Origin of the sequence: Stenotrophomonas sp. NA06056 (assembly GCF_013364355.1) — a bacterium.
Lineage (GTDB): Bacteria > Pseudomonadota > Gammaproteobacteria > Xanthomonadales > Xanthomonadaceae > Stenotrophomonas.
The window spans coordinates 4,483,604-4,496,953 of the sequence record NZ_CP054931.1 but is presented as its reverse complement, the minus strand read 5'-3'; the positions used below and the strand labels follow the sequence as shown (position 1 = coordinate 4,496,953).

Annotated in this window: 9 protein-coding genes; 3 read left to right on the top strand and 6 right to left on the bottom strand. The window is 68.4% G+C overall.

Going from position 1 to position 13,350, the window contains the following annotated elements; genetic code table 11:
- Nucleotides 1-79: 79 nt before the first annotated feature.
- The 6 genes from HUT07_RS20270 to HUT07_RS20245 are packed head-to-tail and all read right to left on the bottom strand — an operon-like array spanning nucleotide 80 to nucleotide 4,163.
- Nucleotides 80-1,081, bottom strand: coding sequence for a VacJ family lipoprotein (locus tag HUT07_RS20270; RefSeq protein ID WP_176022424.1), 1,002 nt, complete (start codon nucleotides 1,079-1,081; stop codon nucleotides 80-82).
- Nucleotide 1,082: 1 nt separating this feature from the next.
- Nucleotides 1,083-1,394: an STAS domain-containing protein gene (locus HUT07_RS20265; protein ID WP_176022423.1), complete on the bottom strand. Its 312-nt coding sequence runs from the start codon at nucleotides 1,392-1,394 to the stop codon at nucleotides 1,083-1,085.
- Nucleotides 1,384-2,046, bottom strand: a complete 663-nt coding sequence (locus tag HUT07_RS20260) for an ABC transporter substrate-binding protein (RefSeq protein WP_089241959.1) — start codon at nucleotides 2,044-2,046, stop codon at nucleotides 1,384-1,386. The genes HUT07_RS20265 and HUT07_RS20260 overlap by 11 nt, the downstream gene beginning before the upstream one ends.
- Nucleotides 2,043-2,567 (bottom strand): outer membrane lipid asymmetry maintenance protein MlaD, encoded by a 525-nt coding sequence (mlaD, locus tag HUT07_RS20255; protein ID WP_006404090.1) that lies wholly within the window; start codon nucleotides 2,565-2,567, stop codon nucleotides 2,043-2,045. The genes HUT07_RS20260 and mlaD overlap by 4 nt, the downstream gene beginning before the upstream one ends.
- Before the next feature lie 58 nt (nucleotides 2,568-2,625).
- Entirely contained in the window at nucleotides 2,626-3,375 is a 750-nt protein-coding gene (locus HUT07_RS20250; RefSeq protein WP_006404088.1) for an MlaE family lipid ABC transporter permease subunit, read from the bottom strand.
- A complete protein-coding gene (locus HUT07_RS20245; protein WP_176022422.1) occupies nucleotides 3,375-4,163 on the bottom strand; it encodes an ATP-binding cassette domain-containing protein in 789 nt (262 codons plus the stop codon). Before HUT07_RS20245 ends, HUT07_RS20250 begins: the two co-directional genes overlap by 1 nt.
- A gap of 194 nt (nucleotides 4,164-4,357) precedes the next feature.
- On the opposite strand from HUT07_RS20245, the gene recC reads away from it, so the two are divergent.
- From recC to recD, 3 genes are read left to right on the top strand one after another with little or no spacing between them, the layout of a single operon-like run.
- Nucleotides 4,358-7,702, top strand: coding sequence for an exodeoxyribonuclease V subunit gamma (gene recC, locus HUT07_RS20240; RefSeq protein WP_176022421.1), 3,345 nt, complete (start codon nucleotides 4,358-4,360; stop codon nucleotides 7,700-7,702).
- The gene (gene recB / locus HUT07_RS20235) at nucleotides 7,699-11,379 is read left to right on the top strand and encodes an exodeoxyribonuclease V subunit beta (protein ID WP_176022420.1); all 3,681 of its coding nucleotides are present in this window, start codon (nucleotides 7,699-7,701) and stop codon (nucleotides 11,377-11,379) included. Before recC ends, recB begins: the two co-directional genes overlap by 4 nt.
- Nucleotides 11,376-13,259 carry an exodeoxyribonuclease V subunit alpha gene (gene recD, locus HUT07_RS20230; protein WP_176022419.1) on the top strand — a complete coding sequence of 628 codons (1,884 nt, stop codon included), beginning with the start codon at nucleotides 11,376-11,378 and terminating at the stop codon, nucleotides 13,257-13,259. Before recB ends, recD begins: the two co-directional genes overlap by 4 nt.
- Nucleotides 13,260-13,350 lie beyond the last annotated feature (91 nt).

Sequence of the window (13,350 nt, the reverse complement as noted above, 5' to 3'; positions counted from 1 at the left end):
AGCTGCCGGAAGGTGGATGGATGCCGGTAAAACAAAAAACCCCGCCAAGGCGGGGTTTTTCATGCGGTGCCAGCAGTGATCAGTTGGTCCACTGCGGCATCGGCATCGCATCGACCGGGATCGGCGAGTTCGCATCGTCGCTGCCACGCTCGCGCTTGCCGCGCAGGTCGTTCTCGATCTGGTAGTTGCGACGCTGCATCCACGCATCGCGGACCAAGGCGTATTCGTCCACTGCGGTATCGCGCAGGTCGTCGATCGCCAGCAGCTGCGCACGGGTATCGACCAGCTGCAGGCCCTGCAGGCCGATGCGGTATTTGTCGCTTTCGATGCGGCGGATCGGCGACAGCGGGATGTCACCGGCCAGGCCGAACACGTCACGCACGGTACGCGGGCCGAAGAACGGCAGTTCCACGTAACGCGAACGACGCCAGCCCCAGGCACCCAGGGTCTGACCGAAGTCCTCGTTGCGACGCGGCACCATCGCCCTGCTGGCCGGGTCGAACAGACCACCAATGCCCAGCGTGGTGTTCATCAGGAACCGGCCCAGGCTGTCCCAGGCATCGGCGGGGCGACCCTGCAGCAGCTGGTTGGTGATGGTCAGCGGCGCACGCAGGTTGCTGAAGAAGTTGCTCACACCGGTACGGGCAAAGCGCGGCACCACGTGGGTATAGGCGGTCGCCAGCGGACGGGCGATACCGCGGTCGACGGCGTTGTTGAACCCGTGCACCTTGCGGTTGAACGGTTCCCACGGGTCGTACGCGGTGGTGTTGGTGGTGCTGCCGTTGGCGCCGTACAACGCGTCGAAGTCGTCATCGCCGCCCGGAGCGGCAGCAGCGGTGTCACTACCGGTCGCACCCTGTGCGGCGGTAGCCGGTGCCGGCGTGGTTGCCTGCGGTACGGGGGCATCGGCAACCGCGCTCGCAGCAGGTGCATCGGCACCAACAGCGTTGTCGACAGGGGTGATGCTCGTCGCCGGCACCACGGTGTCGGCCACCGGCGCGTCGCTGCGTGCCGGCTTGCCGGCACAGGCGCTGAGCGCAGCAGCCAGGAGGATCAGAGGAAAAACGCGTACGACGTTCATGTCAGCTCGCAGCAGAAGTAGCGTTGAAGTCCAGGTCGGGCGACAGCCGGTAGGCCGCGCTCAGTTCGTTGTAGCCGGCGGGGGCGCCGGAGATCGTCAGCGGATGGCCACTCTGGCGTGCGCGTGCGGCCAGCTCGGCCAGCAACGCCAGGCCGGCGCTGTCCACGCGCTCGACCTCCGCCAGCTCCAGCCGCGACAGCTGCGCCGGCAGGGCCTGCAGTTGCGGCCACAGCGCGATCACCGCAGCACGGTCGAGCACCCCGCGCAGGCGCAGGGTGTCACCTTCCAGCAGCGCCAGCGCCTTATTTGCCATTGCCGGCCGGCCCGGCCTGCATGCTGCCGCTGCGCAGATCGTTGGCCACCTGCTTGATGCCCTTCTGTCGCAGCGGGGCATCGAACTGGTTGCGGAAGGTCTGTACGTAGGAAATGCCTTCGATGTTCACATCGAAGATCTTCCACTGGCCGCCTTCATTGCGCATCCAGTACTCGACCGGCGTCGGCTCGCTGCCGGCACGCACCAGCTCGGTGCTCACGCGCACGCCGCGGTTGCCCGGCAGCGGGCTTTCGCCCTTCAGTCGGAAGCTCGGCTTGCCCTGGATGTTGAGCAGCGTGGAACCGTAGCGCTGCATCAGGTTGTCGGCCATCGCATTGGCGAACAGCTTGATGTCCGCGTCAGCAGCGCCTCGCGCGTGCGTGCCCAGCACCAGGCGCGCGGCATAGTCGCGGTCGAAGGTGCGGTTGAGCTCGCTGTCGATGTAGCTGCGCAGGCTGGCCGGGTTGCCGCTGAATTCGGCACGGCGCTGCTGCAGGGTGTTGAGGATGCGGGTGCTGGCGTCGATCACCACCTTGCCGGCCTGGCCCTGGGGGGCGGCAGCAGCGGGGGCGGCGGCCTGCGCCTGTGCCAGGAACGGGGTGGCCAGCAGCAGCGACGAGGCGAGCAGGGCCGGGATCAGTTTCATCTTCATGGTTGCGGTTCCGTTGCAGGCGCCTGCGCGCCATCGTTGGGCTTCGGAGCAGCGCCGCCACCGGCGCCGCCACTGAACATGTATTTGCCGACCAGCTGGATCAGGTCCACGGCCGGCTGGGTGAAGACAATTTCTTCGCCGGGCTTCAGCACGTCCGGATCGCCGCCGGGCTGCAGACCGATATAGCTCTCGCCGAGCAAACCACTGGTGAAGATGCCGGCCGAGGTGTCCGCCGGCAGATCCTTGACCTTGCTGTCCATGCGCAGGGTCACGATCGATTCGAACTTGACCGGGTCCAGGTCGATCGCCGCGACCTGGCCAACGGTGACACCACCAATCTTCACCGGCGCCTGCTTGCGCAACTGGCCAACCTGGGAGAAGCGGGCCTTGAGTTCATAGCCTTCGCCACCCCAGCTCCAGCGCTGGTTGGTCGAGGCGACGGCCAGCACCATCAGCGAGGCCAGGGCCAGCAGCAGGAAAGCGCCGACGGAGAATTCGAGTCTGGGACCGCGGATGGCCATGTGGATTACCTGATCAGTCGTGGTGGCCGCGCGCCGATGCGCGCCGCCGATGGAGGGGTTAGGTGAACAACATTGCCGACAGCACGAAGTTGAACATCAGCACCAGCAGCGAGGCGTTGACCACCGCGCGGGTAGTGGCGACGGACGTGCCTTCGATGGTCGGTTCGGCGTGGAAGCCGACATAGGCGGCAACCAGCGCGGCGGTGCCGCCGAAGATCGCCGACTTCAGCATCGCCACGCCGAAGTCGTCCCAGAAGTCCACGCTGCCACGCAGTGCCGACCAGAACACACCATTGTCCAGGCCCAGCACGTGCACGGCTTCGAAGTAGCTGGCGCTGATCGCCAGCGAACAGAAGATGCCGGTCAGCAGCGGCACGGTCAGTACCGCTGCCCAGAAGCGCGGCGCCACGGCCTTGGCCACCGGGTCGATGGCCATCAGTTCCAAGGCCTTGATCTGGTCGGTGGCGCGCATCAGGCCCAGTTCGGCGGCGATCGAGCTGCCGGCGCGGCCGATGAACAACAGCGCGGTCAATACCGGTGCCAGTTCGCGGTACAGCGACAGGCCGAGCAGGGTCGACAGCGCGTCGGCCGCACCGAAGGTGGTCAGCGTGCGGTAGCCCTGCAGGGTCAGCACCAGGCCGACGAAGGCGCCGCCGACGGCGATGATCGGCAGCGAGCGCGCGCCGATCTTGTAGATCTCGCGGGTCAGCTCGGCCAGGAAATCACGGGTTGGCAATGAGCCGCGCAGCACGGTCAGCGAGAACAGACCGGCACGTCCCAGCGAGCGGGTGGCTTGCACGAACGGCATCAGGCAACCCTCGCACGCGGTGCGGCATCAAACGGGATGGGGCCGTCGGGCTGGCCGTGCAGGAACTGCCGCAGCAGCGGGTCCTGGCTGGACTGCAGCGCCTCGGGGCTGCCCTGGAACACGATGCCGCCATTGGCGATGGCGATCACCTGGTCGCAGATCGGCAGGGTCTCATGCACGTGGTGGCTGACGATGATGCTGGTCAGGCCCAGGCTGTGGTTGAGGCGCTGGATCAGGCTCATGATGACTCCGGAGGCGATCGGGTCCAGCCCGGTCAGCGGCTCGTCGTAGATCATCAGCGGCGGGTCCAGGGCCAGCGCGCGGGCCAGTGCCACGCGGCGGGCCATGCCACCGGACAGTTCACGCGGCCAGGCATCGGCGGCGGCCAGCAGGCCGACCGAATGCAGCTTCATCTGCACCAACCGGCGCAGCACCGGAGCCGGCAGGCGGGTGTGTGTGCGCAACGGCAGGGCGACGTTCTCGGCCACGGTCAGGTCGGTCAGCAGGCCATTGCCTTGCAGCAGCACACCGACGCTCTTGCGCATCTCCAGCAGTTCGGCGCTGCGCTGCGGGATCGGCTTGCCGAACAGGGTGATGTCACCCGCAGCCGGGCGCAGTTCGCCGGTCAGTGCCGCCAGCAGGGTCGACTTGCCACTGCCGGACGGACCGAGCACAGCAGTGATGCTGCCCTGGGGCACCTGCAGCGAAACGTCGCGCAGGATCGTGCGCCCGCTCCGGTCGATGCGGACGTTGGACAACTGCACCAGACTGGGAGTGGCAGCCGACATGGGCACCCTTAACGTTTTTTCGACATTGAAGCATCGGGTCAGACTGCTGAACATAAGCAGACTGGACGGTCCAGTATTGTTGCACGGTCGGACCGCTGCCAGACCGGGACAATTCCGGAAACGGCCGGAACAATCCGTCGCGATCACCATCCCCCGGCATTGAATACGGCCGGGTGTGCTGCACACTGTGCACGATGAGTGACCCGGGCAGCGATTTCCGCCTCTACCATTCCAATTCGCTGGACGTGCTGGCTGCCCTGCTGGCGCGCAACGTGCGTGTGCCGGTGCCAGGGCAGCCATTGCTGGCGCCGGAGGTGGTGCTGATCCCGCAGGTGGCGATGCGGCGCTGGCTGCAAGCGACACTCGCCGCCGAGTTCGGTGTCGCCGCCAACCTCGAATTCCTCACGCCGGGCGAGTTCGTGGCCCGCGCGCTGAAGGCCAACGTCAGCGGGGAGCAGGACGACCTGGATGCCGCCGGCCTGCACTGGAGGCTGTACCAGGCACTGCGCGACCCGCATCTGCTGGCGCAGCCACCGATGCGCGCGCTGCAGTCCTATCTTGCCGGCGATGACGCATTGAAGCCGTGGGCGCTGGCTGGCGAGATGGCCTCGGTGTTCGAGAAGTACCAGGCCTGGCGCCGTGATTGGCTGCTGCGTTGGGCGGCCGGCGCCGATCCGGCCGATCCGCAGGCGATCCTGTGGCGCACCATCACCCACGGCCATGACTATCGCGCACGTCGCATCCAGGAATACCTGGACCGCTTCGAGGGGGCCGGCCAGCCGCTGCCGAAGGGCTTGCCGCCGCGCATGTCCGCGTTCGCAACGCTCAACATCTCACCCGACGTGCTGCGGGTGATGGCCACGCAGGCGCGTGTGGGCGAGCTGCACTTCTACATGCCTACCCCGGTGCAGTCGTACTGGGGTGACCTGCAGACGCTGGCCGAGCGCCTGCGCAGCGGCGCGCCCGATCCCTTCGGTGAAGCGGCCGGCGAGAACCGCCTGCTGGAAGCCTGGGGTGCGGCCGGTCGCGACTTCATGGCGGTGCTGGGCAGTTACGAGGTGGTGCACCCGGCCGGCGAGATCGCCGCCTATTCCGATCCGGAAGACGACAGACGCCCGACCTTGGACGAAGGCGGCCTGTCCGACAGCCTGCTGCACCGCCTGCAGCGCGACCTGTTCCACCGCCGCGCATTGCCCTGGGGCGAACTGCGCGATGGCCTGCGCAGCGACGACCCGAGCCTGCAGGTGCATGCCTGCCACACCCGCCTGCGCGAGCTGCAGGTGTTACACGACCAGTTGCGCAGCCTGCTGCAGGACCCGCGCTTCGACCCGCCGCTGCAGGCACGCGAGATCGCCGTGCTGGCGCCGGACATCGATCCATACGTGCCGTACCTGGAAGCGGTGTTCGGCGGCCGCGGCGGTGACGACGAGCACATTCCGTATGCGCTGGCCGACAGCAGCCCGCTGGCCGGCGAGCCGTTGGCCGATGTGTTCGTGCACCTGCTGGGCCTGCCGGTCTCGCGCTTCGGCCTGAACGAGGTGCTGGACCTGCTGGCCAGCGCGCCGCTGGCCGAAGCGGCCGGGTTGGAAGCGGTGGACTTCGACCGCCTGCATGGCTGGTTGCAGCAGGCCGGCGCGCGCTGGGGCCTGGACGCGAAGCATCGCAACCAGCACCAGGCGCCGGCCGACGATGCCTACACCTGGCAGTTCGCGCTGGATCGCCTGGTACTCGGCCATGCCACCGGCAGCGAAGCCGACTTGGCCGGCGTGGCGCCGTGGATCGAGCTGGAAGGTGGTGCCTTGGACGCGCTGGACCGCTTGCTGCGGCTGCTGCGTGTGCTGGCCGTGTATCAGCGTCGCCTCGGTGAGCTGCTCACCCCGGGGCAATGGCGGCAGCGCCTGCTGTCGCTGTTGGATGCACTGCTGCCCAATGCGCCCAGCTCCCCCAACAGCCAGCGCGCGCTGGAGCGCCTGCGCAAGCTGCTCAACCAGTTTGCCGACGATGCTGCCAAGGCCGGCTTCGCCGACGGTGTGCCACCGGAGGTAGTGCGTTCGCACTTCGCCGGCGCGCTGGGCGAGGCCGATACACGCGCACCGCTGCTGACGGGTGGCATCAGCTTCGGCCGCATGGTGCCGATGCGCCTGCTGCCATTCCGGGTGATCTGCGTGCTGGGCCTCAATGATGGTGATTTCCCGCGTCGTGACCCGGCTGCCGGTCTCAACCAGCTCACCGCCGAGCTGGACACACCGCGTCGCCGCCCGGGTGACCGCTCTACCCGGGAAGACGACCGCTTCCTGTTCCTGCAGCTGTTCGCGGCCGCGCAGGAGGTGTTCTATCTCAGCTATCTCGGCGCCGACCCGCGCGACGGCAGCGTGCGCGAGCCGTCGGTGCTGGTCAGCGAACTGATCGACGCCGCTGCCGCCTATCACCTCGATCCACCGGCGGCCGTGCGCGACTTCACCGTGCGCCATGCCCTGCAGCCGTTCTCACCTGCGGCGTTTGGCGATGGTGATCCGCGTCGCTTCAGCTATCGCCGGCAGTGGCATCCGGCGGCGGGTCGCCTTACCGGCCAGCGCGGCGGCCTGCTGCCGTGGTTTGATGCCCCATTACCGCCGCCGCTCGACGATGCGGTGGAAGACGAGGTCGCGCTCGATACCCTGCGCCGTTTCCTGTGCGATCCGGCCGGGCAGTTCCTGGCGCAGTCGCTCGGTCTGCGCCTGGCCGACGAGGTCGAGGAGGTGGACGACCTGGAACCGCTGGTGCTGTCCCCGCGCGGGCCGGAAAAGCGCAGCGTGCAGGCCGCAGTGGTACGTGCCACGCTCAGCGGCGATACCGAGCCGCTGTATCCGCGCCTGCGCGCACGCGGCCTGCTGCCGTCGGGTCCATTGGGCGAGCGCCAGTTCGAGGTGGAGCAGCTGAAGACGCGTCCGTATGCCAGTGCATTGCTGGGCTGGATGCAGGGCGAACCGCTGGAAAGCCGTCGTTACGAGGTGGAAATCGACGGGGTGCGCCTGCATGGCCGCGTGGCCGATCGACATCCAGAAGGGCTGGTGCGCCTGCGTGCCGGCACCCTCAATGGCAATGCAGTGATCCGCCAGGGCCTGGACTGGCTGTTGGCCAATGCCGCCGGTGATGCGCTGCCGCTGGTGCAGTTCCACGATGGCGGCGATGCCGGTCCCGGCCCGCACGTCGTACCGGCGCTGAGCGTTCCCGTTGCACGCGCGGCGTTGCGTGCGCTGCTGCAGCTGCGCCAGCGTGGCCTGCGTGAGCCGCTGCGCTTTGCCCCGTATACCGGCTGGGTGCTGTACAACGCGCCGGCAGAAAAACAGCGCAGCGAAGGCTGGAAGCAGTGGCACGGCAGCGACCGCAGCTGGGGTGAATCCAGCAGCGACGCCTGGCAGCTGCTGCTGCGCGGTGCCGACCCGTTCGCCACCGATGCCAGCTATGCCGACCTGCTGCGCAACAGCCAGGTGGTCTTCAGCGCGGTGCGCGAAGGCCGCACGCTGGGCGCCGAATCAAGCCGGGAGGATGGCGCATGAACAGTGCCCTCGCAGATGAGCCGATCGTGCCCATGGCCGGTGACCCTTACCTGGCCCTGCCGCTGGATGGCATACGACTGATCGAAGCCAGCGCCGGCACCGGCAAGACCTTCACCCTGGCCACGCTGTTCACCCGCCTGGTGGTGGAACAGGGCCTGCGCATCGGCCAGATCCTGGCGGTGACCTTCACCGATGCCGCCACCCAGGAACTGCGCAAGCGCATCCGCGAGCGTTTGGCGCTGGCCGCGCGGCTGGTCGACCTGGAACCGGTCGAGGGCGAAGCGCCGGACATGCGCCTCACTCGCGCGGTGCTGCAGCGTCATCTGCAGGAGGGCAGCGAAAGCGCCGCAGCACTGAAGCGCCGCCTGCAGGTCGCCGCCGACGAGATCGACCTGGCCTCCATCTTCACCATTCATGGTTTCTGCACCCGCGTGCTGCGCGAGCATACGCTGGAGAGCGGCCACACCTTCGACCCTCCGGAACTGCTGGCCAGCGATCGTGAACTGCTGGAGGAGCTGGCGGCGGACCTGTGGCGGGTGCATGCCAACGACCCGGCCACGCTGGAACCGCTGACCTGGCTGTGGTCCACCCCGGACGCGCTGGCCGCCGATCTGCGCGCGCTGCTGGCCGCGCCGCAACTGCATCCGTTGCCGCAGCCGGTGACACTGGCCGATCCACACCCGGCATTGCAGAGCGCGGCGGAAGCACTGTCGGCAAGCGTGCGCGAGCATGGCGAGCAGTTCTTCATCGACCTCTGCGATGCGGTCGACAACAAGTGGCTCAACGGCGTGTCCTACAAGCTGGGCTGGCTGCACCCGCTGGGCCGGCAGCTGCTGGCCTGGGCCGAGCGCGCCGATCCACGCGAACTGCTGGCCAGCGAGCGCCTGCCGGCACTGCTGCCGGAGGTGCTGGCCGACAAGACCAACAAGAAATTCCCCGATCGCACGCCGTCGTCGCCGCTGCAGGCGCCGTTGGCGCGCTATGTCGCGTTGCTGGCCGAACGCGATGCCTGGCTGCGTGCCACCGCATTGAATTTCCTGCACGCGCTTCGCGACGAAGCCACGCAGCGCCTGCAGGCACTGAAGCGCACCCGCCGGGTGCAGACTTACGACGATCTGATCGATGGCGTGGCACTGGCTCTGGAAGGCCCGCAGCGGCTGGCACTGGTGAAGCAGCTGCGCGCGCAGTACCGCATCGCGTTGGTCGATGAGTTCCAGGACACCGACGACCGCCAGTGGGGCATCTTCCACACCGTGTTCGGTGATTCGCTGGAGGTGCGTGAACTCGGCCTGGCGCCGGCGCTGTTCCTGATCGGTGATCCCAAGCAGGCGATCTACGGCTTTCGCGGCGGCGACATCCACACCTACCTGAAGGCCAAGCAGGTGGCGCAGCAGGCGCCGGTACTGGACCAGAACTTCCGCTCGCGCCCGGCCGTGCTGCGTGCGCTGCAGGCGCTGTATGACAACGGTGGTGAGGACGCCTTCCTCGAACGCGACATCCAGTTCGAGCCGGTGCGGCCCGGTGGCGTGCGCGTTGACGAGGATTACCTGCGCGATGGCCGCGTCGCCATCGCGCTGACCCTGCACGTGCTGCGCAGTGGCGGCGAAAAGGCGATGAGTGCCGACGCCTCGCGTGACGCGGCCACCCAGGCCTGCGTCGCCGCCATCCACCAGACCCTGGTCGATGCGCGGGCCGGCAACGCCGTGCTGCGCGGGCGACCGGTGCAGCCAGGTGACATCGCGGTGCTGGTACGTTCGCATCGCGAGGCCACCCTGGTGCAGCGCGCGCTGGCCGCGGTTGGCATTCCGGCAGTGGCAGCCGGCAAGCAGAGCCTGTTCGCCACCCCTGAAGCGCGTGATCTCCGTGCGCTGCTGCTCGCATTGCTGCAACCGGCCGACGAAGGCCGCCTGCGTGCGGCGCTGGCCACCGTGCTGCTCGGCCAGCGCGCAAGTGCGATTGCGGCGATGGAACGCGAGGGCGACCTGCAACGCGGGTTCCAGGCGCAGCTGCTGCATTGGCGCGAGCGCTGGCAGCGCGGCGGACCGTTCGCGGTGATCGCCGACGTCTGTGCTGCACAAGGCGAGCGCCTGCTGGCGCTGATCGATGGCGAGCGCCGCCTGACCAACTACCTGCAGCTGGGTGAACTTCTGCAGGAAGCCTCCGCACAGGCGCTGGGCATGCACGGCCTGCTGGACTGGCTGCAGGGGCAGATGGCCAGCGCCGACCAGGATGACGAGCAGCAGCTGCTGCGCCTGGAATCGGATGCGCGGCGTGTGCAGATCATCACCCTGCACAAGAGCAAGGGCCTGGAGTATCCGCTGGTGTTCCTGCCCTTCGTGGGCATCGATGGCGGTGCGCCGAACACCGCCTCGCACTGCACGGTGCATGTGGGCGGCCAGCGCCAGCTGCACTGGAAGCTGGACAAGGACGAGGCCTGGGAAGCGGCCACCGCGCAGCGCGAACGCGAGCAGCGTGCCGAAGATGCACGCCTGCTGTATGTCGGCCTGACCCGTGCCGAACATGCGCTGTGGATCGCCGTGGGCGACCTGGCCGGGCTCGGCAGGACGCGGCTGGCGCCCCTGCTGGGTGACCTGCAGGGGCTGCGCACACATGCCGATGTACATGTCGACGACAGCGAGGCGCCGGCCACGCTGCCGCAGCTGGCGGCCGAGGTGGAAGGTGAGCTTCCGGCGGTGCGTGCACTGACCCGGCGCGTGCCGCACGACTGGTGGGTGTACAGCTTCACCCAGCTGGCGCATGCGGACGCCGGCGCAAACAGTGATATCGAAGCGGCCGCCACCGAGCTGCCGGCACCGGCCGCCGATGAACCGGCTGGCCCGGAACTGCCGCTGGAACCGGCCCTGCCGGAACCCATCGCGGCCGCCGAAGACAGCGCGCCGCTCGATCCGCGTTTCATGGGCAGTCGCTTCGGCAACGTGCTGCACGAGGCGATGGAGAACGTCGACTTCGCTGCATGGGGTGACTGGCAGCCAGGCCTGGAAGCCCCTGAGGGGCAGGCCGAGGTACTGCGCAAGGCGCTGCACGATGAAGGCTATGCCGACGTCGACCTGGACGATGGCGTGGCGGTGCTGGCGCCGTTGGTCGGCCACACGCTCACCGCGCCGCTACCCGAAGGTGGCGCGCTGCACAGCCTGGGCGAAGGCGAGCGCCGCGCGGAAATCGATTTCCATTTCGCCATCGAACCGACCACGGTGCCGGCCCTGCTGCAGGTGCTGCATGCGCACGGCGTTTCCAGTGGTCGTCGAGGCTTCGGTCAGCGCCACCGGCTGGAAGGGCTGATGACCGGCATGATCGACCTGACCTACGTGCGCGACGGGCGCTGGTACGTGCTCGACTACAAGTCCAACCGCCTGCCCGGCTACAGCCCGGACCTGCTGGCCATCGCCATGCGCCACAGCGAGTACGACCTGCAGGCACTGATCTACACCGTGGCCCTGCACCGCTGGCTGCGCTTCCGCCTGGGCGCGGCCTACGATTACGAGCGCGACATGGGCGGCATCCGCTACCTGTTCTGCCGCGGGCTGGATGGCGCCGGCAACGGCGTGCATGTGGACCGCTTCCCGCTGGCGCTGGTGGATGCACTGGACGCGCTGTTCGCCGGTGGCGAACAGGCCCAGGCCGAACTGGTGGCGCGTGCGCGTGGAGCCAGCGCATGAGCCTGTTGAAGGAACTGCACCAGAAGGGCCAGCTGCGCACGCTCGACCATGCGTTGGCGACCAGCCTGATGCGGCTGCGCGACGACACGCCGGAAAGCGTGGCGCTGGCGGCGGCGCTGGCCTCGCTGGCGGTGTCGCAGGGCCACGCCGCGTTCGACCCTGCGCAACCACAGCGGTTGCTGGAAGGCGTGCCCGAGTGGCCTGCCGCGCAGGACTGGTTGGCACAGTTGTGTGCATCGCCGTGGGTAGCGACGCCGGAGCAGGCCGAGGCCATCGCCGAGGATGCACCGCTGGTGCTGGAAAACGGCCTGCTCTACCTGCGCCGCTACCGCGAGTACGAGCGTCAGTTGGCGGCCGGTCTGCAGCGTATCGGCCGGCATCCGCTGCCGGCCCCGGACATGACGGCGTTGGCGCCGTTGTTCGCGCAGCTGTTCCCGCAGGCATTGGGCAGCGAGGATCACCAGGCACGCGCAGCCGGCGTGACCCTGCGCCATCCGCTGGCGCTGGTCACCGGCGGCCCCGGCACCGGTAAGACCACCACCATCGCGCGCTTGTTGCTGCTGCTGGCGGCGCAGGCCCGGTACGCCGGCCAGCCGCTGCCCGAAGTGGCGCTGGCCGCGCCTACCGGGCGCGCCGCCGAGCGCATGGCCGAGAGCCTGCGCGTGGCCGTGCAGCGGCTGCAGGAACAAAGACTGGACCCGACCTTGTGCAAGGCATTGCCCATTACTGGCACCACCCTGCATCGCCTGCTCGGGGTGATCCCCGATTCGCCACGCTTCCGGCACCATGCCGACAACCCGCTGCCGATGGATGTGGTGGTGGTCGACGAAGCGTCGATGATCGATCTGCCGATGATGGCCAAGCTGGTCGACGCGATCGCCAGCGGCACCCGCCTGATCCTGCTCGGCGATCCCGATCAGTTGCCGTCGGTCGAAGCCGGCGACGTGCTCAGCGCGATCCTGCGTGCCAGCGGCGATGGCATCGGCACCCGCGCCGATGATACGCAGGCACTGCATGGCCTGCTGGCGCCGGCCACGCTGCAGCCCCAGGCCGCACCACGCGCCTTCGCCGGTCGCCGCGTGCAGTTGCAACGTGGTTACCGGCAAAGTGATGCGCTGGACCTGGCGCCGCTGGCGCATGCCGTGCGCGAAGGCGACAGCAGCACTGCATTGCAGCTGCTACGCGGTGGGTCGCTGGCGGGCGTGCACTTCCACGAAGGTGAGGCCGATCCATTGCGCGGCCAGCGCGAGCATCTGCTCGGCCATTGGCGCGCGCTGGCCGAGGCGGCCGATCCGGTGCTTGCCCTGCAGCAGGCCGGCCGCCTGCGCGTGCTGACCGCATTGCGCGAAGGCCCGCAGGGCGCGCGCGGCCTCAACAGCCGCATCGAACAGCTGCTGGCTGGCAACACCCCGGGCTACTTCCAGGGCCGCCTGCTGCTGGTCACCGAGAACAGCTACCGGCACCGCCTGTTCAACGGCGATATCGGCATCTGCCTGCGCGATGGCAGCGGTGCGATGGTGGCGTGGTTCCCGGGCGATACCGTCGAGCAGCCGCGCGCCTTCCACCCGGCCGCGTTGCCCGCGCACGAAAGCGCGTTCGCGATGACCGTGCACAAGGCGCAGGGCTCGGAGTTCGACGAAGTGTGGCTGCAGCTGCCACGGCAGGACAGCCGCGTTCTGTCGCGTGAACTGGTCTACACCGGCCTGACCCGCGCCCGCCAGCGCCTACATGTAGCTGGCAGCGCGGAAGTGCTGGAGGCCGCGTTGAAACGGCATGCCAGCCGTCTGGGTGGACTGGCCTGGCGGCTGGGTGCGGAAGACGTCATCGAAGCGCCATCGACACCGATCGAAGAACCGACGGTGCAGGGCCAGCTGTTCTGACTTCAGTCCTTCCAATTCCTCCAATCACAACGCGCACCCTCATCCACGCATGGCGTGGATCTACGTGTCGACCAAGGTAGACACCCACCAG